The following is a 25,307-nucleotide window of genomic DNA, read 5'->3' as shown; positions in this document are numbered from 1 at the left end:
ATTTTGGGGTCTTCGGGTTAAAATGTCTCTTGACCTAGGAAGCGTAGCTCAGCTCGACTGCCGTAAGCTCGCTGTCCTTGGCCAGATCGCGCTTGGGCGGGATGCCAAGCTTCTGCAGCTCGCCGTGATACGCCTTCACCGCCTCCTCAGGGCCGATTTTCTCTTCCGCGATCGCCCGCAAAAAGCGGACAAAAGCAATCGGATGCTCGGCCTCCTTGATCTTGCGTCCGTAAAGCGCCACCCGAGCGCCATATTTCTTGGCCTCGGCCAATTGCTTGAACGCATCGTAAGTCGTGCCCGGGCCACCCCCTAGAATGCCGACCACCAGCTCATCGTCGTAGGCCGCCAGCTCCTCCATCGCTTGGGGACCGAAATAGGGAATTTTGAGAAACTTCGGCCAGTGCGCTCGAGAGACCCCCGCCAAAGCCCGCACCAAACTGTCGTTCACGAAGCTGGGAATCAATTCCGGAGCAATCCCGCAATCCGCCACATTGGGAGCGAAGACTTCGAGGAAATAGTCAAAACCTGCCTCCGCCGCCTCGAGCCGGAACTCTCGAAACGCGAGCATACTGTTGTAGTCGGCTTCCAAGTCGTTGTTGAAGGTGATCGAGTACAAGCCGAGATTGACCTTGGGCTCGCCCGCCCGCTCCGCCGTCAGACTGCCGTACTGGGCTTCCCGCAGGTAGGCCGAGCGAAACGGACGCGACGGCTCGCTCCGATAGTTCGCCACTCGGCTAATCCAAACATCGGTCGTATCGTTGGCCCGGATCGCGGGGGTCACCTCGCTGTCAGCAAACAGGTTTTCTTCGTGGGCGAGACGGCTCATGGCCGAATTGGAGGCCAACAGAATGTCAACCAGGCCAGAGGCGGTCATCTCCCGCATTTGCTCCAAGAAATCCGTCATGCTGCGGAATCCGCTTGATCCGTTCGATGGATACACCGTGCCGGGACAGGCGACTCCCCAAGCCATGTCGGCGTCTTTGGCGTCGGCGATGATGAATTCGTTCGCCTTCGGATTCTGCCTGAGAATTTCAAGTTTTCTATCGAGAGATTTCATGGTTCAATTCGGTGCTTGGATTTTGTTTGTCGAGGGCGCCTTCGCCCCACTTTCTGATAAATGCAGTTAACTCCCCCCAGCTCGCGCTACGGGCATGGCGCACGAAAAAGCCGGAGGACGCTGCCCCGAGGGCCAAGCGCTCCGCAGGGCTCAGATCGAGAATGAGGCCCGCAAGGTATCCCGCATTGAAGCGATCGCCCGCACCCACGCTCTTCTTCGGTTTGCGACAGACCGGGCCCTCAACGGTCGCGACCGTATCCGTCGTCGCCAAAGACGCGCCCTTCACCAGATGAATACTGGCCTCGCTGATGCTCGCACGCTCCCGCAAGGCAACGCACAGACGCTCCTGCTCTGACGCGCTTTCATCAGCGGTTGGAATGCCCAATGCGCTCGCCAGTCGGTTCGCTTCGTTGCCATTTAGGCTCAAGCTCACGCGCCCGATCTCCTCGAAACGGCCTAGCATCTCAATCATCGCCACAATATCCTGCGGCGAACGACTGGCCGGGTCAGCCAGATCGAAAAACAAGTGCGGACGCTGCGATATGCCGGCGAGCTCCTCTTCGATTAAATACTTCCAGCAGTCCGTCATGTAAGGATACACGGACCAACTGGTGAGTGCGATTCCCTGAGCTTGTTTGCAAATCGACCGGAAACAACCATTCGCCATCTGGACCCGCAGGTAATCCGGCTTGAACTTCGCAAAGTGACTGAAGGAACAGAACATTAGCTTTCCATCGTCGAACTCTGTCACCAAGGCTCGCCCTGGCTCCATGCCGAGCGACTCCACCGCAGCGCACTTCTTTGCAAAGCCTTCGAACGCCGCATGTGCCGGCGAGCCAACGCCCGCGAATGATCGCAGCTGGAATCCCATACTCGCGATCCCGTCGCCACAATTGACGGAACACCCTCCCGCGACCACATCTTCGCAAACAAACTCCCGCGAGCCGCTGCGGCCGGCCGCAGCCGAGGCCCAAGCGCCAAAGTCCCCAATCGTCGGTATGGGCTGGTACGACTCAGGCGAAGTCCGTCCCCCCACGATCCGCAGGGATTCGTCCACAAAGGCGTCAAAGCCCATCACGACCGTCGCAGTCGATACCTTCGTACCCAATGCTTCGGTACGCTCCGCCAATGAACTGAGCATATTCTGGGTCATCGCTCTAACGGCTCAGGCCGTGGTTGGCCACGCCTTGACGCAGCGAGATTTCCGACAAGCCGCAAAAGTGATTGAGCATGCGCAGCTCGTCCAGCCAGTGCCCGTAGCCAACGCTCCAGTGGTGGTCCAATCCGGCATCGAAGATCGTCCCCATGATCTGTCCCAAGCTGGCTTCGCCGGTCGCTTTCATCAGCCCATAGCTGCCGCGATAGTCGAGTTCCGTATCGACAAACTCTCCTTCGAAGGCAAACCACTTGGCCGCGTCGGGCGCCAGATAGCGCATTACCGTGATCGGGCCATTGCGCAGAAGGAACTCCAGCATCAGTCCGACCGCCGTATCAGGGTCGCCATTCTCCAGTATGGAATGCCTTGTCGCAGCAAACTGGGTACCGGGCTTCATCAACCGAGTCGGCGAAGCCCCGCAGTGCCAAATTCCCAAACGGTCCTCCTTTTGCTTCCATAGGGAGAGATCCATCATCGTGGGAATCGCGGACCCGTTGGACAGCAGCCAAAGCGACAGGGAAGAGAGCAGGCCATTCATCTCGCCCTCTTCCGCCACGCAGAAACCGTAGTCATTCATCATGGATACGGCCCCGTCAATCGCGCAACCGTAACAGTCAAATAGGTCCGGCCAACTCTTCACCGTGGCCCCGACATAGCCATGCTTTCGAGCCAGATCCAGAATCCCCAATCCCAGGCGATAGGTCTTCAGGATCTGCTCCTCCGGCAGGTCTACCTTGGAGCAGGCAGGGTGCGACTCCAATGCCTTCTTCAATCGCAATACCTCTGCGTCCTTGAATCGAGCCTTGGCATGTTGGTATACGGTTTCGAGATCAACCCGATCGAAACGGCACCCGAGGTTCTTCATCACCTCCAGCTCGTCGACTTCCCCATCGTAAAAACCAGTCACTCGCGAGCCGCCAGCATGCAAAAGCTTGGCCGACCGAAATCCTTGCCGAGCATACGCCGCCCGAGAAAACTGAGCCAACACTTCGTTAGCGGCCTCGTCGATTTCCTCATGTATCCACGCGTAAGGCACGCCCATCTGCTTCCACATCTGCAAGAGAAAGTTTTGGCAGGTCAGGCTATTGGCTTCGTTGCTCCCGCCCGTGCCCTGCTCCGGCCAGGCCCAGGATAGCAAGGGAACATGCCGGTCGATCAACCAGCGCCCGAGGCAAGATCCGATTTCCCCCGCTGTGTAGGCCGCATGAAAAAACACGATGCCCGCCAATCCGCTCTTCAACTCCGAGTCGAGGTAGTCGCAGAGCGCCTCCGGATCCTCGTAAGGTTCAGGTGCTCGTATCACCTCGATCGGCAAAGCGCCCACCGCCTTGCTGAAGACTCGATGCGCCTGATCATAGCGAGCGCAGGCCTTGTCCCAAGGAAAGTGAATACGTGTCCCGCAGGCTACGATCGCAATCCGGGCTGGTTTTGGCTTCGACAAAGGCCCCACCAACTCCGCCACCACTTTATCCAAAATTCCTTTTTCCGGCAACGCCGCCAAACCAATGTTTTTCATAGCCATAGCTTACTCGATCGCCCCCTAGCGCTCTACGCGCCTGCGAGCTTAAAGTAGTACTTTATTGCTCTAATTAACCCAAAATCTCTGAATTTTTGACATCAATAATTCAGAAACAACGAACAATCGTGCGATACGTTCCAAGCTACTACAAATGCTCCCCCAACTCAGGGCCGCTCCAGCACCAGTCCGACCGCATCCGTGTCGTAGTTCACGAACCCGGTCCACGGACCGTTCTGCCACACCAAGGCCTTGTATCCATCGCCTGCGACCACCATCGGCCGAATGTTGCGATGCTCGGAACCTCGCGTTATCGGCGACCATTCGATCGTGGATACGTCGTCAACAGCCTCGATCCATGCCGTGTAAATCTCGTGCACGCCTCCAGAACTCTCGCCAGTCGCCGGATCCACATCCGTTGAAATATAGACGCGGCGGGGATCCCCAGGATCGAAGGCCAGCAAGCCTGTGTAGCTTGTTTCCACATCCCACAAGCAGTTGCCGGCAAAGGCGATTTCCCGGTCAACCCATTTTGCCCCGTCCCAGCTAGCCAACCGATAGCGATGATCCTCATTCGTGAGATAGAGCGAGTATCCGATATGTGGATTCCCGTCTCTATCAACCGCCATGGCGCCGGTCCAGGCGCTGTTGGGAGCGCTCTCGCCATGACCGCCTTCGCGCCGCTGACCACTGCCCTCATACACACGCTCCGCCTCTCCGGTGCGCAGGGGCCCCTGGGAGAGACGCTTGATTTCCGACCCGTCAGCCCGGAAAAACGCTCCATCGCGATAAGCGGCATAGTAGATGTGATTTCCGTATTGTCGCGGATGTGCGTCGGTAAACGAAATAGCGACGGTACTCGCGTCCTTTTGCACGTAGCGGGCATAAGGGCGCTGGCGACTCCCCAAATCATGCGTGATGAAATGGGTCAACTCACCCCAAGTCTCGCCATGATCGGTCGATCGTATGTAGCAAGGATTGAAGTGCTCGCCGTCTCGAAAAATATTATACAAAGCGCCTTGGTCTTCCAAGTAGTAGAGATTGGTGTACGTGACGCCCCGCTTGTCTGCATAGTCGTGGTTGTACTCCCGCAAGGCTCCCCAGCGAAGAAAGTCGTCTGCCTCGGAAACCCGATAATAGTGCTTCTTCTCGTTGCCGTGCATCGACCACATAGCCAAAAGTCGCCCGTCAGGGCGGCCATACAAGGCTGGCGCGTTGTGGTCGTCCCGCTGCAGCGCAGGGTGCAGCAGCGCGGAGCCAAGCGCTGTCTCTGTCGCCAAATCGAAGACTCCGAGCGTCACGTCGCCAGTCTGTCCATCTACGCCCCCGATCACAAGCTTGCCTTGGAGAATGATCGCTCGGGGATCCTGAAACCAGCACCACCCTGTGTCTTTGGCCATAAGCGCAAAGGATTCCCCCGGCTTCGCATTCTCCGGAATGCCTCCCCACACAGACGAAGTCGACAGCAAGAGCGCCACCGACCGCCAGAAACCAAACCTAAACCATATCTTTTTCTTCATAACGAAATCCTCCGACTAGCGTATCCTCAATTACTTACAACGCACCGAGAAGCTACTGTTCACTCCTGTCAGTATCCAATCGTCGCTTGTATCGAGCAGTCGAAGTCGCGATAGGATCGATAGTCTCCAGCTAACCAAAAAAGGGCTTCCGGATAACCGCGAACGATCACCGGTCTCAATTGGTCGCAACGCGGATCATGGGTCAACTGCTCCCACTTCCATCCCTCGGAGTCACGCGTCCCCTTAAACAACTGATAGATTCCCTGGGGCAGCGCCTTGCCGGAGTCCGGCGAAACGTTCGTCGAAATCACCACCTGGTTCTCGTTCTGAGGATCGAGGGTTATGCCTCCTGTGCAATGTTCTTCCGCCGGATACAGATTGCTTCCCGCATAGGCGATCTCCTCGACCTGCCATCCCTTTTCCAACGCAAAACGCGCGTCGCAATAGCGCAACCCTGTTCCGACCTGCCCGCTCGGCACGCTGATGAACGCGCCCCAGGGTTGCCCAGCGGAATCGTATTCGAGATCCCATACCCATCCACGCCCATGGGGAGTGCCGCAATCGAAAACCAGCGTTCCTTCCTCTAAATCAATCGGCTTGTCGCGAATCGTCTCCAACGTTCGTAGAACAACGCCTGTCGACGTGCAAAAGCGCCCTTCTTCGTAGTAGAGGTGATAGATACTGTTCCTCGGACTGCGTCGCAGATGACCGTCCGTATAAAAGAAGTCGATACGACCGGCGCCATTCGAAGCATACCTGACGTAAGGACGTTGACCGCTGTCCTCGTCGGCTTTGAGCAGCATCACCGGCTCAGACCAGGTTTGCCCATTGTCATCGGAACACGCGAAGTAGGGATTGAGGCTTTCTCCCTGAATGAAGTTGTAGATCCTCCCGCCTTCGCCTTCGAGTCGCATTAGATTTTGGTAGGTCGATTCGTGACGAGCCTCGATATCGAGAGCCTTGGCCTCCCCAGACAAAGTTGCCTCTTTCCACCGCTGCAATGACAGTAGCCTCGTGTTAAAGGAGCTGGAGGTACCATGCTTGGTGTACCCCGCAAGGATACGATCCGGGCCAAGCGCTAGCAAAGACGCGTTGTTGTAATTATCCTTCTCCGTCCAAGAGCCGAGCTCGTACTCATAGCGGGCATAGCAGCTCGGCTTGGACTCCAAGCCATAGGAGGTCACCGCGGTCCTGCCGTCGCTCTTCCTGTAGGAGGCATAAAAGGCATCTTCATGAAAGATGACCCGTTCATCGTTGAACCACGTCCAAGCGCCGTCTTCCGCAACCAGTCGTGGCTGGAACCGCTGTGCCGTAAGAGCCGCCATCGCGCGCGACGGTTGCAGCTTGAGCATTTCCACCCCAGCCAAGATGAACGCGCCTGCCGCGTAGTCACGATTGTCTTGCGCCCGCGTCGCATAAGGAGATCCAGCGACCAATTGCACGTAGCCCAAGCGCCCCTCCGGAGATACACAGCCCAACAATCCGCTCCAGCCCCGCAAAACGACCGGCTCGAAATACGCCCGCGGCAGCCATCCCTCGTTAATTCCCTTGGTCATGGCGTACACATAGAACGCGGACCCGCTTGTTTCCTTTTCTGGATGCCATGCCGGATCATTCAAGCTGGACCGCCACAACCCGTCAGGCTGCTGATGCTTCGCCACGCCAAAGGCCAGATCAACGAAGAGTCGCAAGTACCGCTCGCGTTCGGGATCGTCGATCGGGATAAACTCCAGCATCCGAGCCAGGCCTCCCAAGACCCACCCGTTGCCCCGCCCCCAAAAGACCTTTTTCCCATTGGGCGTCGATTGATCGAAATAGGCCGCATCCCGAAAGAAGAGCTGCTCCTCGGGATCGTAGAGAAAGTCGACCGCGTCCCAGTAAAGCCGATGCAGATCCTGGAAATAACGTTCGTCGCCAGTCGCTTTTCCCATGCGGGCGTACACCGGAGGCGCCATGTAGAGAGCATCGCACCAATGCCACAGCTCGCGGCCCACGAAGTCTATCGGCTCCTGTATCCACTCTCTGAACGCGCCTGGTTCGAGCTGCTTCACCCCCAAATACGAGGATAGTTTGGAATTCAGGCTCTCGATCTTCTCCTCTCCCCCTAGAACGAAATACAGATCCAGATATGTCTGCCCTGGGCAAACATCATCCGCATCCACCGGATTGCGAATATCCCACTGCGAACATTCTCCCCACTCCCTTGCTTGGTCGATATACCACTCGTCGCCCGTTTCCTGGTACGCGGCTACAAATGACGAGAAGAACGTGCCGACCAACCAATCCTTGGTCGGCACCGCCCCGCCATACAACTCCAGCTGGTGACGGGCAACCTTCTTCATGACCGTTTCGATGCTTTCCGTTCGGTAGGCGTAGGCGTCCAACTGAGAGAAGGGAGCGGAAATGAGACGACTTGGCGCTAGGGCCAAAACAAAAAGAAGCAGAAAGGCGTGCTGCATGGCTTGGAGTCCGTCAGGACCTTGATCTTTATAGGGGTAAGGGTCTCGTTGGAGTGGGCGCTTAATCAACCGGCATCGACGGCGACGCCAACGAGCGACCAAGAAATGCACTTTGTCTATTGCATTCAATATTTAAATGCCGCTCTTTAGCACGAGTTCCACGCCTCGCCTACGTCTTGCTCTCAGCACCCATTCCCTCATTTACCTAAACGTTCACCCCGCCCATCGAATGAAGCGCCCCACAATTATCCGAATCGCCATCGCCGTCATCCTCGCTCATCTCGCGATTGTCACCTCGGCTCGCGCCGAAACCGTCAAGCGCTGGCACACTTTGGAACTGTCATTCACCGGTCCGCAAAGCTCCGAAACAGCGGAACTCAATCCTTTTACCGACTACCGTCTGCAGGTCGAATTCGTCCACGCCCAGTCTCGCTACATCATTCGAGGCTTCTACGCCGCCGATGGCAACGCGGCGGAAACCGGGGCAGTTTCGGGCAATCAGTGGAAAGTCCGCTTCACTCCGGACCAGCCCGGCGAGTGGCGCTACAAGGCCAGCCTGTGCCTCAGTCCCATGATCGCCATCGACCCCTCCCGTCAAGCGGGCAAACAAGTCCCTCTGTCCCACGCGGAGGGTAGTTTCCAAGTGCTTCCTCGCGACGTCGAAGGTAGAGACTTCCGTTCGCTGGGACGTTTGTCAGCGCGAAACGGATACTTCTATTTCGCCGCCTCCGATCGATACTGGATCAAAGGCGGCGCCGGCAGTCCCGAGAACCTGCTGGGCTACCAGGATTTCGACGGCACCTACCGCTACGTGGCGGAAGCCCGCGATGGCGAAGCGTCCGCCGACGAAAAACTGCACGTATTCGCCCCTCACCTACAGGACTGGCAAGAGGGGGATCCCACTTGGCGCGACGGCAAAGGCAAGGGACTGATCGGCGGCATCAACTACCTTGCGAGCAAGGGGGTCAACTCGATCTATTTCCTCACCATGAACATCGATGGCGACGGCAAGGACGTCTGGCCCTACCTAGACCACCACACCCGGGACCGCTTCGACTGCAGCAAGCTCGACCAATGGGAAATCGCATTTCGCCACCTGCAGGAGAAAGGCATCCTTTTGCACGTAGTCACGCAGGAGACGGAAAACGAACTCCTGCTCGACGACGGCGAGACCGGCCCTCTGCGCAAGCTCTACTACAGCGAGCTGATCGCCCGCTTCGGACACCACCTCGCCCTGGTCTGGAACCTCGGCGAGGAAAACGGTCCCGTGCACTGGTCGCCGCGCGGCCAAAGCGCCGACCAGCAAAAGGCCATGGCCGACTTCATCGACCGCGCCGATCCCTACCAACACCCTATCGTCCTCCACACCCACTCCACCGCCCACGAAAAGTACGAGCTCCTGACGCCCCTGCTCGGCCACCGATCCTACGACGGCATGTCCTTCCAAATCGATCGTCGCGAACAGGCCCATTCCGAGATCATCAAATGGAAAAACCTCGCCGACTCGTCAGACCACCCCTGGCTGATTACCTTCGACGAACAAGGCAAGTGGCACCGCGGAGTATTACCCGATACAGACGACCCCGACCACGATACAATTCGCCGTTACGCCCTCTGGGGTAGCCTCATGGGCGGAGCAGCGGGGATCGAGTGGTACTTCGGGGCTCATTACGCCCATAATGACCTCAGCCTCGAAGATTGGCGCAGCCGCGACCGAATTTGGGACCTAACACGCTTCGCCACCGTATTCTTTCACGAATACCTACCCTTTTCCGAAATGGCGTCGCATGATGAACTTACCCCAAGGACAGACGACTACTGCTTCGCCAAACCGGGCGAGATCTACGCCATCTATTCGCCCGACTCAATCACGACCGAACTCGAACTCGGATCGGACGCCCAACGCTTCAGCATCCGCTGGTATGACCCTTTGCAAGGTGGCGGACTGCAAGAAGGTAGCGTCTTATCCGTATCCGGCCTTGGACTGCACGACCTTGGCGAGGCTCCCAAAACGGCAAATCAAGACTGGGTGATTCTCGTTCGCAGAGATTGAATCCGTCCCAGCGGCTCCTCACGTCGTTTCCCCACCTGCCCGAGCGTTGCATAGGCTGCCCTGAAATGGGTTCTTGCCTAGATATACGGCGTGACCACTTCATCGCCCCCAAACGCTCAACGCACCTACGACGCTAAAGCAGTACTTTGTTGCTTTTTCCAATTCCAAATCACTCTTTGCACCACAACATTCATTCATTCCTAGGAAAGGAACGGATGAGCAGGGAGACCTAAATATTGTCCTTTGCATGCAATTTCAGAATTGCCTAGCGCATAAAATCATTGCTAACCATCATACGTCCGATTTCACGACCCCCCGATTTCCTCCGGAGAAAGGAAACGCCTAAAACGAAGGAAAACTCCCCATTATTACTCGGATTCCCTAGAACTGAACTTTGTGATGAATGGAAAAACGGTCCCATCCCCTGATTCATAGAGTGTTGGCCAGCCGAAATCTGCAATATCACCTGCTGGCAAGACTCGAACGCCCAACGTGAAAATCGATAGAGTCAGGTGCCTTATCCATATCCAGGAATCGCCATTCCCAACGAAAACAACGACCAACTTTACAATGAGACTCCAAGGAAAAACAGCTATCGTTACTGGAGGCGCAGTCGGTATCGGCCGAGCCATTTGCCAAAGATTCGCGGCCGAAGGTGCAGGTGTTGTCATTGTCGACATCGATATCGATGGCGCGAATACCGTCGCTCAGGATATTGTTTCTCGACAAGGCAAGGCGATCGCGGTCGAGGCTGACGTCACCAACCGACAAGCCGTTCGGGAAGCAGTCGAACAAGGATTGGCCGCCTTCGGTCGTATCGATATTTTGGTAAACAACGCAGGAACTGGAAAAATCATTCCTTTCCTCGAGACTACAGAAGCGGACTTTGATCGACTCTTTAGGGTGAACTGCCAGAGCGTCATGATCTGCTGTCAGGAGGTAGCCCAATATTTGATCGAAGCTAAACGCTGCGGCAAAATAATCAATCTCGCTTCCCAAGCCGGAAGACGCGGAGAATCACTGGTCATGGCTTACTGCGCTACAAAGGCTGCCGTCATCAGCATGACCCAGTCCATCGCCCTAGCCCTAGCACCCCACAAGATCAATGTGAACGCCATCGCTCCAGGGGTGGTGGACACCCCCCTGTGGGAGGCTCTCGACAAGCAATTCGCCCTACTATCCGGAGTTGCAGAAGGAGAACCAATCCGCAAAGCCATTTCCACAATCCCCCTGGGGCGAGTCGAACAACCAGAGGATGTCGCAGCGGCCGCCGTATTTCTCGCTTCCTCTGATGCTGATTATATCACACAGCAATGCCTCAACGTGGATGGTGGTAACTGGCCAAGCTAGAAAAGCCGCATTGCAATCGATCCAGCACTAGTTCGAAAGCGAAAAGCTAATCTTATGGGTATAATTAAAGTTCGGCTTGACTTTATTGCATTTTGTATGCAATACACTTAGTACTGTAAACCGCTCAAACCACCGACTCACGTTCAGCCCTCTCGAGTGACTTGATCGCTTCTCACCCACGTCGGCTAGACGCTGATCGGTTTATTGATCGCTTGTCGCCCGACCAGAGACCCCTTGGCTTGTCCTAAGCGACAGAGAACCGTTTTTTTCCTTCGCCCAGAAGGACAATGGTAAAACCCGAAACACCCCAACGATGAACAAGCAACCCAAAGCCAGCGCTTGCGCTGCAACTCCTCGCGAGAACAATGCTCGCAAACGCGGATCGACAACCTACCGCTTCGCTCTCGCAATCCTGATGTCGAACCTCGCTATGGCCGGACACGGACAAGAAAGCGAAAACAAAAAAGAGGAAATATTCGAGCTCTCTCCCTTCGAAGTCAACTCGTCCAACGATTCCGGATACGTCGCGGAAAACACGCTCTCCGGCACTCGACTCAACACTGCGGTCAAGGACCTAGCGACCACCATGTCGATCCTAACCGAGCAGTTCTGGGATGACACCGCAGCATCGAGCGTCAATGACATGCTCATCTACACACCAGGAGCCGAACGAAGCGACACCCAATTCGGAGGAGGCAACGCCCGCTCTCAATTCTGGGGCGACAACACGATCTTCCGCGGTGTCCAAGTCGAGAACATTGTACGCAACCAGTTTCGTTCCAATATCCCCTCCGACACCTACAACGCTTCACGTTTCGAAATTTCCCGCGGCCCCAACGCTGTGCTTTTCGGAGTAACACGAGAACCGGCCGGATTGGTAAACCGAACCACTAAGGACGCCACTTTTTCCAATTCCAACGAGGCCGAAATCCGCATCGACGAGCACGGTTCGCTACGTGCCAGCATCGGACTGAACCGCGTACTCATTGAAGATGTTCTCTCTGCTCGAATCGATCTGCTCAGCGACGAGCAAGACCACTGGATAGAACCGGGCTTCCAAGACCAACGCCGCATATACTCGGCAATTAACTACACGCCGAACGACAAGCTATCCGTCAAGTTCCGAACCGAACACATGACTTGGGACCGAGCCGCCGTGGACCCCTCCGTGGGCAGCGATCGTGTCTCAGCTTGGATCGCAGCCGGACGCCCGGGAGTCGATATTTCAGCAAGCGAAGACATCCCCGCCGAGTCCTACCCATCGGGAACTGCCCGGATGACGAGCGTCAACCAAGTCGCCTTTGTCAATGATGGTTCAGGACGCATGATCAACCTGCGAAATTTCGCCCAAGGTGACATTACACGGCTGATCAACGGCTCGGCCGCGTCACTGCCTTTGGAATTCGCCCCACTAGACTTCAACTTCTTCGGAACTGCTGGGTCGCAATACTTCTCCGGACGCAATTACCAAGGCGTTGTCCAGTACCGGGCCAGCGAAAAAGTAAACCTCGAGTTCGCCTACAACGACGAGTTCATGCTCTATGACTTCATCGCAGCCGGCAACAGCAACCTCTTCGTCGACGCCAACACAACCCTCGACGACGGGATCACAGAGAATCCACACTTCGGCGATTATTTCGCCTTAGCGACTCCAAGCTTCCGCCTGAAACAGGATCGCTACCTGCGAGGGGCGCGCCTGTCCGGATCGGTCCGGCACGATTTCGCTGAGAACGACCGGTTCGCCTGGCTCGGCAAACATGACTTTGTGGCAATGCTCGAACAGAACACCGACGAGTTCTACTGGGACGTACTGCGCCTCATCCCAGAAGGAACGGCAGCGGCCGACGAAAGCGCCACCCTTGGACGCGTCATCACTTACGTCGACTTGGAGAATAAGGAGCTCTCGGGGCCGACCTGGAGTCGCGATTTTCAGAGCATGCTCAACTCAGTACCAGGAAACAACTACAGCTGGCAAAACGGAATCAATGGCAGCGGCATCACCAACAACAGAACCGAAATCGACTCTGCCCTCTTCGTCTGGCAAGGTCGCTTCTGGGACGATCGTATTGTGCCTACCCTTGGTTGGCGCCAAGACGAAATCTATCAATACAGTACCTCCCCTGCGCCTGACACAGGGGGAGAAGAAGTCCGATTTACTGCTCGGGAAATTGGTTACGCGATCGATACCTTGAATTCCGGGGCAAAGCCCAACACAGCGAATCAAGGCATCGTATTTCACGCTATCGAGAACGCGGGCCCCATCGATCACTTCTCACTCTTCTTCAATCGAGCGGACTCATTCGCTGCCTCCAACTTCAACCTCAGGCCAGACAATAGCACCCTACCCGCAAAGACAGGCGAGACGGAAGACTTTGGTTTCCGATTCGGCCTTATGGATGGAAAAATCAGCGGAGTATTTACCATCTTCGACATGGACGTAAAAAACTCGACCGCATCCGTCTCTTGGCGTCCTGTCTGGTTCGCCCTGGACGACCTGTTCGGTGCAGTTGGCATCAACGAATACCACGACATCGCTCAGGTTTCGGATACCCAAGACCTCAAATCCGAGGGCTGGGAATTCCAACTGACAGGAAACATCACCCGCAATTGGCGGATCATGTTCGGAGTCGATCACTACAAAACGTTCGATTCGAATGTCGTGCCCGTAACTCTCGACCTGATCGATGAGTACGGCCCCACCTTCCAGTCCAACGCAGCTGTCATCGTACCCGATCGCGAAGAGGAGATCACCGTCGGCGAACTCTACGACCAAATGCTGACCGATCTCGCACTTCAACTCGCTCAAGTCGGCGGTTACAAGAACAACGAACGCCAGTACAAGTCCACTCTCTTGACCAGCTACTCCTTTTCAGACGGAGCGATGAAAGGCATTAGTTTCGGTGGCAACGCGATCTGGCGCGACAAGCCAGCCACCGGCTTTGCGTTCCGCGAAGACCCAGAACTTGGACTTGTGGTCGATGCAGACAACCCCTTCTTCGGAGAGGACTCCTTTAACGTTGGTCTACACGCCTCCTACGAGCGCAAGATCCTGAAGGACAGTGTAGATTGGAAAGTTCAGCTAAACATCAACAATATCGGCGACGAGGACCCATTCGTCACCCGACACACTGTAGCTGCCTCCGCACCCACGACTCCCATCGTGCAGACCTACAGCAGAGGCAACCCGCAGACCTTGGTGCTCACCAACACCTTCCGTTGGTAACATCCCTCTAAAACAGCGACAGAGCGACCTCATTCAGTGGGCCGCTCTGTTACCGTCTTCCCAATCTGCCTGAACCGCGGCGCAAAGGCACCCTTTCGCATTCCCTCCCCAACGGTCTAGCGAAGCAAAAGAAATAGCCAAACTGCATGGGACACCAAAACACAGGATAAAATGCCGTTCGGACAGTTTTATGAAGAAAAGAAAAATTACTGTATCGCCATCGAAATGGGCTAGCGTCCTCACGTTTCTCGCTGCTGGCGCTGCCAACTCCGCTGGGGAAATCCCCATCACCTCCTTCGAAAAGACGGATGCCGGCCTTGATCCAAAGGCCGAAAATGCCACGATCAAGCTCGTCTCGGGCAAAGGCGTGAGCGACGGAAAAAAGGCCCTTCAGGTCGACTTCGAGGTGGATACCGATTTCGCCGGCTTCGAAATCACTCCCGCCCAGCCCTGGGACACCACCAGCCTCGGCGATTTCCATCTGCGCTACGACGCATACAATCCCAGCGATCGTTCAGTATTCCTCGCCATCACTGTCACAAACGCCGAGGGGCATAATATCCGCCGAGCGGTAGGAATCCCCGCTCGCAGTTCGGGTAGCTACTACTTCGAACTGAAAAGCGAACACCTCGGCGAAGACTACGGCCTGCGCGACGATCCCGATCCCTTCGCGCTCGACGCGACGCGCATGATCGTGAGAGGACACAAATACGCAGTCGACTTTTCAAAGGTGAAGTCGCTCAAAATCGGCACTCAAAGTATCATTCACGATAAGTCGGTCGTGATCGATAACCTGCGTTTCGTTTCCAGTCCCAAAACCGATCCCGATTTCCTAGTCGATATCGTAGATGAATTCGGACAAAACGCTAAGCGTGATATCAAGTACAACGTCACCAACGAAGGCCACCTCAAGGAACTAGCCGACGCCGAGATGCGAGCGCTCGCCGTATCAAAGCCCATGCAGGACCGCAGCTCTTGGGGCGGCTGGAAAGACGGCCCCAAGTTCGAAGCGACGGGCCACTTCCGTACCCACAAATACAAAGGACAATGGGCTCTGATCGATCCCGACGGCTACATCTTCTTCTCCTCCGGCATCGCCAATATCCGTATGGCGAATACATCCACCTTCACCGGCGTCGACTTCCGCGACGACTCCGTTCGCTACCGCGATCCTGAAGACGTCACGCCAGAAGACTCGGTCGGCATCGTCAGCGTCTCCGACAAGGTACGCCAAACCCGCTACATCATCGACAAAACGCGACACAAGATGTTCGTCGAACTGCCGGAATACGACAGCGAGCTAGCCAACCACTACAGCTACCGCCGATCCACGCACAAGGGGCCAGTTCCCCACGGCGAGACCTTCAGCTTCTATCAAGCCAACTTGGAACGCCGCTACGGCGAAACCTTCCCGGGCTCCTACCTGCAGAAGTGGCGCGACATCACGCTCGACCGCATGATCGATTGGGGCTTCACCTCCTTCGGCAACTGGGTCGCGCCCGAGTTCTACCACGCCAAGCGTTTTCCCTACTTCGCCAACGGCTGGATCATCGGCGACTTCAAGCGCCTGTATTCAGGAGCAGACTACTGGGGACCGATCCCCGATCCCTACGACCCTGAATTCGAACGCCGAGCCAAGTACACCACCATGGTAATAGCCGACGAAGTGCTCAATAGCCCCTGGTGCATCGGCGTCTTCGTCGACAACGAAATGAGCTGGGGCCTCGAAGACACCTATGGCATAGTTCTCGACGCCCTGCGTCAACCCCTAGCCGATAGCCCGGCCAAGCAGGCTTTTGTCAAAATACTCAAGAAGAAGTATCCACAAATCGGAGCGCTCAACCAAATGTGGGCCACCGACTTCGCCTCTTGGAAAGCGTTCGAGCAAAATGCCGACCTCCGCGATACGGAACACTCGGAAGAGATGATCGCCGACTTCTCCATCCTCAAGGAGGATCTGGCTAGCACCTACTTCCGCATTGTGCACGACGCCCTCGAGGACGTTCTGCCTAATCACCTTTACATGGGCGCTCGCTTCGCCAGCTGGGGCATGAGCAAGGAAGTCCGGGCCGGAGCCAAGAAGTACGTCGACGTCATGAGCTTCAATCACTACCGCGAGGGACTGGGCAAGAAGAAGTGGGAGCACCTCAAAGATATGGACCTTCCCTGCATCATCGGCGAATACCACTTCGGAGCCCGCGATTCCGGCGTTTTTGATTCAGGCATTATCGAGGCCGCCGACCAGAAGGACCGGGCGGAAATGTACACCGAGTACATGGAAAGCGTATTGGAGAACCCTTACTTCGTCGGAGCCCATTGGTTCCAGTACATCGACTCCCCGCTCACCGGCCGGGCCCACGACGGCGAGAACTACAATGTTGGCTTTGTCACCATCGCCGACGTACCCTATCCCGAAATGGTGGATGCAGCCAAAAAGCTCAACCGCAACCTGTACCAGAACAAATACGGGGATTAAGTAAAGCTAGCCTACGCTTGCCTTTCGAATACCAGGAACATCACCCCTAGGAAAGGCGGTTTTCGCCTCGATTCTCGAGCTGCTGTATAGTCGCTGGCCAGCCAGGGAACTGGTTGGCGGGGTTGCCGTCCGTGGCATCGACCAAGAAACGATAAGCCTCGACAGTGTAGGTCTTGGCCACGGTATCGAAGGTAATAAAACCAAAACCGCTGCCCTTTTGATGCGCTTTCTTATAGCGATCTGACGAAGTGCCGACCTGCGGGTTTCCAACCGCATAGACGTACACCTTGTTGCCAAAGCTGTCTTGGTACTCTCCTGTATTCGGCAAGTCATGACTCGGTCGATTCTCGAATGGAAGCGGCACGTCATCGGGGTTCCACCAACGGGACCAGCCGGCCGCAATCGCAGGCGTGCAAAACGCCCAATTGCTATCTCTCTGAGCTTCGACTCCGTACTGGGAAAACGTGCCGAGGTGAGTGTCACCACAAATGTGCAATGCCATCGAAGTCCGCATGATCCCGATAGCTCGATTCCGAGCGCGAGGCGGCCAGCCGCTTCCATCGAAATCGTATTTCAAGTAGCGATCCGGGCGGGGTTGATGCGTAGACAATCCTGCGAACACCGTTTGACTCAACACAGCCTTAAGCTTGTGACCTCTCCAGTCGTCGGCCCACACCTTCAAGAAACGCTCCTGGCGCTCTCCCAAAAGTTCAAGTCCCTCAGGATTGAAATCCGGATTAACAAACAACGGATCCTCATCCCGCCCTGTATGCCCAACGATTACTCCGATGCGTTCGGGACCACTCTTCCACTGGCGATCCGCCAATATGGCAAAGCCAACTCCACCATACACCATGTCTCCAAAATAAACACTAATCCCCCTTTCCGCCGGCGTCGGATCGTACGGATCAGGGTGGTGTGCCACATTCGTTCTATGGACGGCATTTACTACCCTTACAGGCTCAACATAACCTCCCAAAATGGACGCCCCGGGATCCTTATCAGGATTCTCCATTTTAGCCCCGCCCTCTCCCCAGAGATTACCCTGCAGCACGTCATGATCATCTGGAAGACAAACCGTCGGAGCATCCTTCATCACTTCTCTGAATGCCCATCCAAATTGGTAGAATTTTCTGAGGTAGTTTAAAATGGACCCCTCCGCAGGTTCACGAATGTACCCAAATCCGCCATGGTTCTCGTAGATCTGGTCACCAGAAAAGAAAACAAGATCCGGATCCAATTTCTTCACATTCTTTACGACAGGTTCGTACGGGAAGGCGTAGTCGTTCTGACAAGTCAGCCCTGCCATTCGCAACGGCCCCGTTGGATTAGCTCTCACAACACCTTCCCAATATGCTGGGGTCTCGCTCTGGTCTCGATGTTTCTCCCGGTAAACCAATCGATAAGGAACGGCCTTCTTCTCGCTCCAATTCGGTATTCGAAAAGTGGCTACCCAAGCGTCGGAATCGAGATTCGCGAAGCCTAGGGACTCCCATCCGGATCCGTGATCGCACTGCAGCTCGACCCTCTTGTTATCGTGGGCTCCCAGAGGGCCAGTGAATGCACTCAATTTTAGCACAAAGCCGTCTTCCGAACGCGAATCGCTAAGCGTATACATCGACCAAAGGATCGGACCGAACGCATGCTCGGCAGCGACCGAGAACGCATCGCCTTCCATCGTCCAATTCTCGAATCGGTAGCGAGCGCTACTCAGTTGAGTCTGTTCCTGATCGTAAGGGATTGAAGGTATCGAAAAATTACTTACAATCGCCACGTTACCAAAGACAAGCGCATCAGATACGGTGGTTCTTATCACACCGAGAACAGAATCACTCGAAGTAGAGCGAACCTCCAAATTCAAATTGGCTTTCCCGTCTGCTATCGTACCCGACAAAGTAAGCCGTACGTCGGCAGCCATAGACCCTTCACTCACGGTCAAACTCTCGTTCCCTAAGACAAGCTGGCGACCTTTAATGCCTGCATCTAATCCGCTTTGAACGAAGCAATTACTACGGTATTCATCGATCTCGCTTCGGACTCCGATTCTAAACCCTCCTCCACCGTCATTACCCCATTCCCCCAGTCGCGAAACCGTCACAGACATGAGAAAATCGCCATTTGGCTTCGCCAACGAGCGCGTAAGTGAGTGAACACTTCTGTTTCCTCCGAAACTGATGCATTCAGCTCCTCCGTTGGCGATTCGCCAGTCTTCCATTGGATTCGCCCAAAAGTCTCCACCAATCCAAACTCGGTCATGGCTTTTAGACCAAGCATCGTTCGGGTCAATCACCGAGCTGCGTGTAATGCTAGATCCATTGCTCCGCTCCGAGACGCAACCATTACTTGCAAATAATACGCTGCCTCCCAGCAACTTAAGGACATTTCGACGGGAAACTGGCTTCATGATTGATGTAGAAAGAGGGGGTTAGCTTCAATAGATTAAATACATCAGATGCTTGGGGGGGAGACTACAATCTTTTTTTTGCATATTGCACGCAATTCTATCGACAAGAGCAACACCAACCCTACCTTTGCGAGCATTATCCTGTGGCCATGTCACTAGTGGTCAGTACAATGCCCCAAACGTCCCTGTATCACAATTGCGTCTGCAGACTTGTAGCCGCTCTGCTATCCATCCTATCGATTAGCAGCCCAAAGCTATGTGCTGTGTTTTCTGATGTAACCGACGCTGTCGGCATCGACGACTACCAGCGGATCGCTGGAAATGAAAACGATTTCGTTGTTCGGGGAGGGACCCCAATCGTCATGGATTTCGACCGCAACGGATGGCTAGACATCTACATTGTACGTTATCAGTTGGACGACATCCTCTACCAAAACAACGGAGGGGCTTTCACAAAGGTCGTCAACCCGCTGGGACTCGATACTGCCAATGCGGGAAATGTTGCCGCCTGGGCAGATATAGACAATGACGGAGACTCAGACATGATCGTGGGCTCAGCCTACCACAGTCGTCATTTCTTGTATCTGAACAATGGCGACGGTAGCTTTCGCGAAGTTGCTGAAAATCAAGGGCTGGACCATACTACCACGACCTTGAACCACCAAGCTACCGCTGTGACCGTAGGCGATATCAATCGCGATGGTTACCTCGACGTCATCATCGGCAGCTGGGGTGTCAACCACAGCGAAGGCTCAGAAACCGAGCACCATGCCCTCTTCCTGAACAAAGGTGAAACAAACCCAGGCCACTTCACCAACATAACAGAATCATCTGACTACCTCTTCCCTGGCGCGGGCATCGCGATCTTCGCTCCTTCCATCACCGACCTCGACCAAGATGGCTGGCCAGACATCGCGACCACCTCTGACTACAGCACCAGTGCCCTACATTGGAATAACGCCGATGGTACCTTCACCAATGCTACGAATTCTTCAGGGGTCGGTCTCGAGCATCACGGAATGGGAACGGCCATCGGCGACGTCGATAACGACGGCGACTTAGACTGGTTCGTCACAACAATCGCCTTTGCCAATACTGACGGCTTGCAGGACATCCTAACGACAGACGACAACCCCCTCTACATCAATCAAGGCAATCGGCTGTTCAAGAACGAATCGATACAAGCAGGAGTCAACCGATCGGGTTGGGGCTGGGGCACCAACTTCTTCGACTACGACCACGATGGCGACCTCGATATCGTTTTGGTAAATCAGCAAGACATTGACGAAATTCATGTAAGCCACGAAGGCTCGATGTATTTGTTTCGTAATGACAGCGACCTAGTTTTCACCGATGTATCCCATACCGAGAACGCAAACCAGCGATCTATTGGCTCTGGCCTTGTAACCTTTGATTTCAACAATGATGGAGCTCTCGATATTTTTTATGTCAATGAGCACAGCCGCCCCACCCTTCTTCAAAACGAGTCTCCCGCACCGAATAGTTGGCTGAAAATCGGACTTGAGGGCCGAATATCGAATACTGACGGAATTGGTGCTTTTGTAACCCTTCAGCCCACTGAGAATGGACCTTCCTACGTACGAGAGTTCAATCCCACTAATGCTTATCTCGCTCAACTCAGCCCGTATCTCCATTTCGGATTTCCCGCCGTCGACGCGCCTCTACACAGTCTATCAATTCGTTGGCCCAGCGGAGTTGTACAAGAATTATCAAGAGTATCAGCTGATCAACTACTGACAATAATTGAGGATGAGTCATTGCTCGCTGGGGATACCTTGCCGGCATTCACACAACAACCGGAAAATCTGGTAATCAATCGAGGAGATGTTTTAAACCTATCCGTCTCCTTCGACGGCGAGATCCGTCCACGAGTCACCTGGTACCGCAATGGGCAACTACTTTCCGGTGTCGAAGGTAGATCGATCACTATCGAAAACATGCAACCGCGCGATGCGGGCACTTACTACTCGATCGCGACAAACAATGCGGGCTCCACCAAGAGCGCTGAGTTCGTCGTGGGTGTACGGTCCGATTTCTCCGATCGCAACATTGCACGCCAATGGAATGAATTAATCCTCGATAGTGCACGTATCAACTTTCCGGATCCCCCCATCGTAGCACGTACGTTCTACCATTGCTCCGCTGCCATGTGGGATGCCTATTGGGCGTACCAACCTGAAGGTTGGACAAACGCATCCCCTGTCTTCCACCGTGAAGACCTCAATTCGAGCCACTGGCAAGGAAATCGCGAGGCTGCTCAAGCGGAGGCTCTTTCTCACGCGGTCTACACTGTAGCTAGAGAGCGCTATCGCAAGGCCTTCAATCACGAAGCCATATTGTTGGCCTTGGAAGATTTCATGAGTCAGCAGGGCTACGATCCGAAATACGCATCCATCGATGGATACAGTCCCGCGTCCGTGGGCAATCGTATCGGACAAACCATCTTGACCGTCTCCTTAGAAGACGGTTCCAACGAAGCCAACGGCTACGCCGACACCACCGGATACACTCCAATCAACGAACCCCTTGTTTATGGTACATCCGGCGTAAGCCTCAACGACCCCAACCGCTGGCAACCACTGAACCTTCCCCAATCGATCACCAAGAACGGCATAGACCTTGGACCCGAAGTGCAAACCTTCCTCGCCCCCGGCTGGAACTGGGTAAATCCATTCGCACTCGAAAAACCAACCGAATCAACGATCCTGATCGATCCCGGTCCGCAACCACGTTTTGGTGAGGAAAGCCACGACCAGCTCGTCGCTGAAATCGTCGAGGTCATCAGAGCCTCCTCTATCCTCGATCCAGGTCAGAAGATCATCATCGATGTCTCACCAGGAGCGCCCGGACAAAACAATCCCTACCTTACCCAAGACGGCCTAGGTCACGCTCTCAACCCTGTCACCGGCCAACCTTACGAACCCAATCCCGTTAACCAAGGGGACTACTACCGCCTAACCGCCGAGTTCTGGTCCGATGGCCCCGGTATAGAGGGCCCTCCGGGCGTTTGGAACATGCTCCACAACCAGACGACCGACGATCCTCGCTTCGTCAGAAGACTTGGTGGAGTCGGTCAGGAACTCTCCCCATTGGAGTGGGACATTCACGCTTACCTCGCGCTCAACGGAGCCCTCCACGATGCCGCCATCGCCGCTTGGACCATCAAATCGAAATACGACTCCATCCGCCCCATCTCACTCGTTCGCTACCTTGCTTCGCTCGGCCAGAGCAGCAATCCAAACGCTGAAAGCTACCACCCCCTGGGGCTGCCACTGGTCAATGGCCTAATCGAGCTAATCACCTCCGAAAGCTCAGCAATTGGACAACGACATGCTCACCTCAACAGCTATGTCGGAGAACTGGCCCTTTTCTCTTGGCGAGGTGTCCCAAACAATCCACGCGAAAGCGCCTCTGGGGTCGGATGGGTAAGAGCGGCGGATTGGGGGCCCTACCACCTGCGCACCTTCCCCACGCCAAACTTCGCAGGTTACATTTCCGGCCATTCCACCTTTTCCCGAGCCGGCGCCGAAGTGATGACCCTACTCACCGGATCTCCTTTCTTTCCCGGAGGCCTTAAGGAATTTAAGTTCGAGAAAGGCAAGTACTTGCAAGTTGAATACGGCCCGAGCGAGGACTTATCCATTCAAGTGGCTACCTACTACGACGCGGCCGATCTAACTGGCGTGGCTCGGATCTATTGTGGAGTGCATATAGCCGCGGACGATTTCATGGGGCGCAAAGTGGGAGCTCGCGTCGGCGTCGATTCGGTTCTAAAAGTATTCGATCTCGCTGGCTACAACGACACTACCAGACTCGACAACCTGATTGTCTCGAGCCCACCTGACGCCAACCAAAACTTGCTGGTTCGGTATATGGACCAAACGCCGTTGGAAGTTCGCTTCACCGACGACCCTTCAGATACACGGAACCTAGCCCCCCAAAGCATATACTTCTCGTACGACGACAACGCCGCTCGTCTCCAGTTCTCGACGGATACGCTTAGCCGAGTCGAGGTGCTAAAAGTCAATGCAACTGAGGGTTTGCGGATCATCGACTTCAACATTGAAGGGACAGGCCCAGCCGTACTGCTCATCAATTCTAGCGGTAATCACATGGCAGATTTACGACTCTACTATTGGGACTGGAGCAACTTCAACTGGAAGCCTGTCGATTCCAACCAGATATGGACCGAACACTCTCGCGGCTCAATCGCATCCACGCTGATGAACAGACGCGATCTGGCTGGAAATGAGCTAGGCAACGGAGCAGCAGCCTTGAATGTCACCCTCAGCCCCGGAGTCTACAGATTGGTATACCACAACGAAGCATCACCTCCGGAGCATAGCACCCTAAGCTTAGAGCTGATCAAGTAAAGTCTCACGGACACGCTTCAATCGCCACTACTTACGATGCAATCACCTTCCAATTTTCCCCATCTGAGAAAACAGGGCACCGCCACCCAACTTATCGTCAAGGGTCAGCCTTATCTCGTCCTAGGAGGCGAACTACACAATTCAAGCACCTCGAGTGCCGAATTCCTAGCCCCACTCTGGCCCAAACTGCGGCAGTTGAACCTAAATACCGTTCTAGCAGCCGTTAGTTGGGAATTGCTCGAACCCGAAGAAGGACACTTCGACTTTAGCTTAGTCGACTCCTTGATTTCCTCGGCACGGGCTCACGACCTCAAACTGATCCTGCTTTGGTTTGGAACCTGGAAAAACGGTTTGTCCAACTACGTACCGACTTGGGTCAAACGGGACAGCGATCGATTCGCACGGGCAAAGACTACCGGAGACATCCCGCTTGAAATCGTATCCACTTTTTCCATCAATGCTCGCGAAGCGGATGCCAAGGCCTTTGCAGGCTTGATGCAACACCTTCGCGAATGCGACGGCGAAAAAAACACCGTGATCATGGCGCAAGTGGAGAACGAGGTAGGCATCCTTGGCGACTCTCGTGACCGAAGTTCCACAGCCATGGACGCATATTCATCTGATGTCCCTCCAAAGCTGATACAGTATCTACTTGATGGCACGGCCGACAAAAACGGCGATCTCTCTCGCCTCTGGCGAGAGAACGGAAGCAAGACCGAGGGCAATTGGTCAACCGTGTTCGGCGAAGGAACGGCAACCGACGAGCTCTTCATGGCCTGGCAATACGCTTCCTATATCGAACACGTCGCAGCTGCCGGACGAGCAGAGTATCCCTTGCCCCTTTTCGCCAACGCATGGTTAAGCAGCCTCGATTCGGGACCAGGCGGCGTGGCCAGCGGAGGTCAAAGGCCGGGCGAGTGGCCTAGCGGCGGGCCACTACCTCACACCATGGATGTTTGGCAAATTGCTGCCCCCACCCTGGACTTGCTCGCACCAGACATCTACCAGCCGCAATTCACCGAGTGGTGCCGAAGGTACGCTCGTAGAGAAAACCCTCTCTTCATCCCGGAAATGCATTGGAACGACCTAGCCGCCACCCAACTATTCTACCCGATTGGAGAGCACGACTGTGTGGGAGTTTCACCGTTTGCCATCGATTCTATTGAGCCTGGAGAAAGTAATCGTATCCAAAAAAGCTTTCATCTTCTGAAGCAACTTGCACCCACCATACTTGGACTCCAGGGGTTCGGCAAGTCCGTTGGATTCATACTCAATCAGGAAACTCCAAATGTACGACGCGAACTAGGCGGATACGAACTGCGGATCATGCTCGACGAAGCCTTCGGCCAAGATGCCAAACAAGCGGGAGGACTGATTCTACAAATAGACAATGACACCTTCATCGGAGCAGGATTTGGTTTCCAGGTAGCCTTTTCCCTATCGGGAGAGACGAAGATTCGAGCCGGAATCGAATCAATCGAAGAAGGCAGATTCAAAGATGGGGAGTGGACGCCCGGACGACGACTAAACGGCGACGAAGCGGGGCGAGGCGTTCACTGGCGATTCTTGGATTTCGAATCCCCCGACGGGGCTCTTCTGGCCAACAAGCAAGCGACCGGAATCAGTATCTGCAGACTTTACAGATACTGGTAGGCATTCCACATCTTCGCGAGTTTCCAAGGGCATCTTGTCTGTTGTA

Annotated in this window: 12 protein-coding genes; 6 read left to right on the top strand and 6 right to left on the bottom strand. The window is 55.0% G+C overall.

Annotated features, from left to right (window positions below):
• Positions 1-34: 34 nt before the first annotated feature.
• The 5 genes from QEH54_RS00395 to QEH54_RS00375 form a co-directional block, all read right to left on the bottom strand.
• On the bottom strand, positions 35-1,057 hold the full coding sequence (locus QEH54_RS00395; RefSeq protein ID WP_309016625.1) for a hypothetical protein: 1,023 nt from the start codon (positions 1,055-1,057) through the stop codon (positions 35-37).
• Positions 1,041-2,210, bottom strand: coding sequence for a PfkB family carbohydrate kinase (locus QEH54_RS00390; RefSeq protein WP_309016624.1), 1,170 nt, complete (start codon positions 2,208-2,210; stop codon positions 1,041-1,043). Before QEH54_RS00390 ends, QEH54_RS00395 begins: the two co-directional genes overlap by 17 nt.
• 4 nt (positions 2,211-2,214) lie before the next feature.
• Positions 2,215-3,729 (bottom strand): fucose isomerase, encoded by a 1,515-nt coding sequence (locus tag QEH54_RS00385; protein ID WP_309016623.1) that lies wholly within the window; start codon positions 3,727-3,729, stop codon positions 2,215-2,217.
• Positions 3,730-3,896: 167 nt separating this feature from the next.
• A complete protein-coding gene (locus QEH54_RS00380) occupies positions 3,897-5,129 on the bottom strand; it encodes a BNR-4 repeat-containing protein (RefSeq protein ID WP_309016622.1) in 1,233 nt (410 codons plus the stop codon).
• Positions 5,130-5,317: 188 nt separating this feature from the next.
• Positions 5,318-7,708, bottom strand: a complete 2,391-nt coding sequence (locus tag QEH54_RS00375) for a glycoside hydrolase family 88 protein (protein WP_309016621.1) — start codon at positions 7,706-7,708, stop codon at positions 5,318-5,320.
• A 229-nt stretch (positions 7,709-7,937) separates the two neighbouring features.
• Between QEH54_RS00375 and QEH54_RS00370 the strand changes: the two genes are divergently transcribed.
• The 4 genes from QEH54_RS00370 to QEH54_RS00355 all read left to right on the top strand — a co-directional run bounded on the left by QEH54_RS00370 (position 7,938) and on the right by QEH54_RS00355 (position 16,810).
• Entirely contained in the window at positions 7,938-9,761 is a 1,824-nt protein-coding gene (locus QEH54_RS00370) for a DUF5060 domain-containing protein (RefSeq protein WP_309016620.1), read from the top strand.
• Between the two features lie 570 nt (positions 9,762-10,331).
• Positions 10,332-11,111, top strand: a complete 780-nt coding sequence (locus tag QEH54_RS00365) for a glucose 1-dehydrogenase (RefSeq protein ID WP_309016619.1) — start codon at positions 10,332-10,334, stop codon at positions 11,109-11,111.
• Positions 11,112-11,424: 313 nt separating this feature from the next.
• Complete coding sequence (locus QEH54_RS00360; protein WP_309016618.1) at positions 11,425-14,334, top strand: TonB-dependent receptor plug domain-containing protein; 2,910 nt, start codon at positions 11,425-11,427, stop codon at positions 14,332-14,334.
• Between the two features lie 190 nt (positions 14,335-14,524).
• Positions 14,525-16,810, top strand: a complete 2,286-nt coding sequence (locus tag QEH54_RS00355) for a beta-galactosidase (protein WP_309016617.1) — start codon at positions 14,525-14,527, stop codon at positions 16,808-16,810.
• A gap of 46 nt (positions 16,811-16,856) precedes the next feature.
• Here QEH54_RS00355 and QEH54_RS00350 read toward each other — a convergent pair whose 3' ends face one another.
• Positions 16,857-19,214: an alkaline phosphatase D family protein gene (locus QEH54_RS00350; RefSeq protein WP_309016616.1), complete on the bottom strand. Its 2,358-nt coding sequence runs from the start codon at positions 19,212-19,214 to the stop codon at positions 16,857-16,859.
• A gap of 263 nt (positions 19,215-19,477) precedes the next feature.
• Between QEH54_RS00350 and QEH54_RS00345 the strand changes: the two genes are divergently transcribed.
• Both QEH54_RS00345 and QEH54_RS00340 read left to right on the top strand, forming a co-directional pair.
• On the top strand, positions 19,478-23,608 hold the full coding sequence (locus tag QEH54_RS00345; protein ID WP_309016615.1) for an FG-GAP-like repeat-containing protein: 4,131 nt from the start codon (positions 19,478-19,480) through the stop codon (positions 23,606-23,608).
• A gap of 36 nt (positions 23,609-23,644) precedes the next feature.
• Positions 23,645-25,261: a DUF5597 domain-containing protein gene (locus QEH54_RS00340; protein ID WP_309016614.1), complete on the top strand. Its 1,617-nt coding sequence runs from the start codon at positions 23,645-23,647 to the stop codon at positions 25,259-25,261.
• Positions 25,262-25,307 lie beyond the last annotated feature (46 nt).

The organism is Pelagicoccus sp. SDUM812003, assembly GCF_031127815.1.
GTDB lineage: Bacteria > Verrucomicrobiota > Verrucomicrobiia > Opitutales > Opitutaceae > Pelagicoccus.
This window is presented reverse-complemented; position numbering and strand designations above follow the sequence as displayed.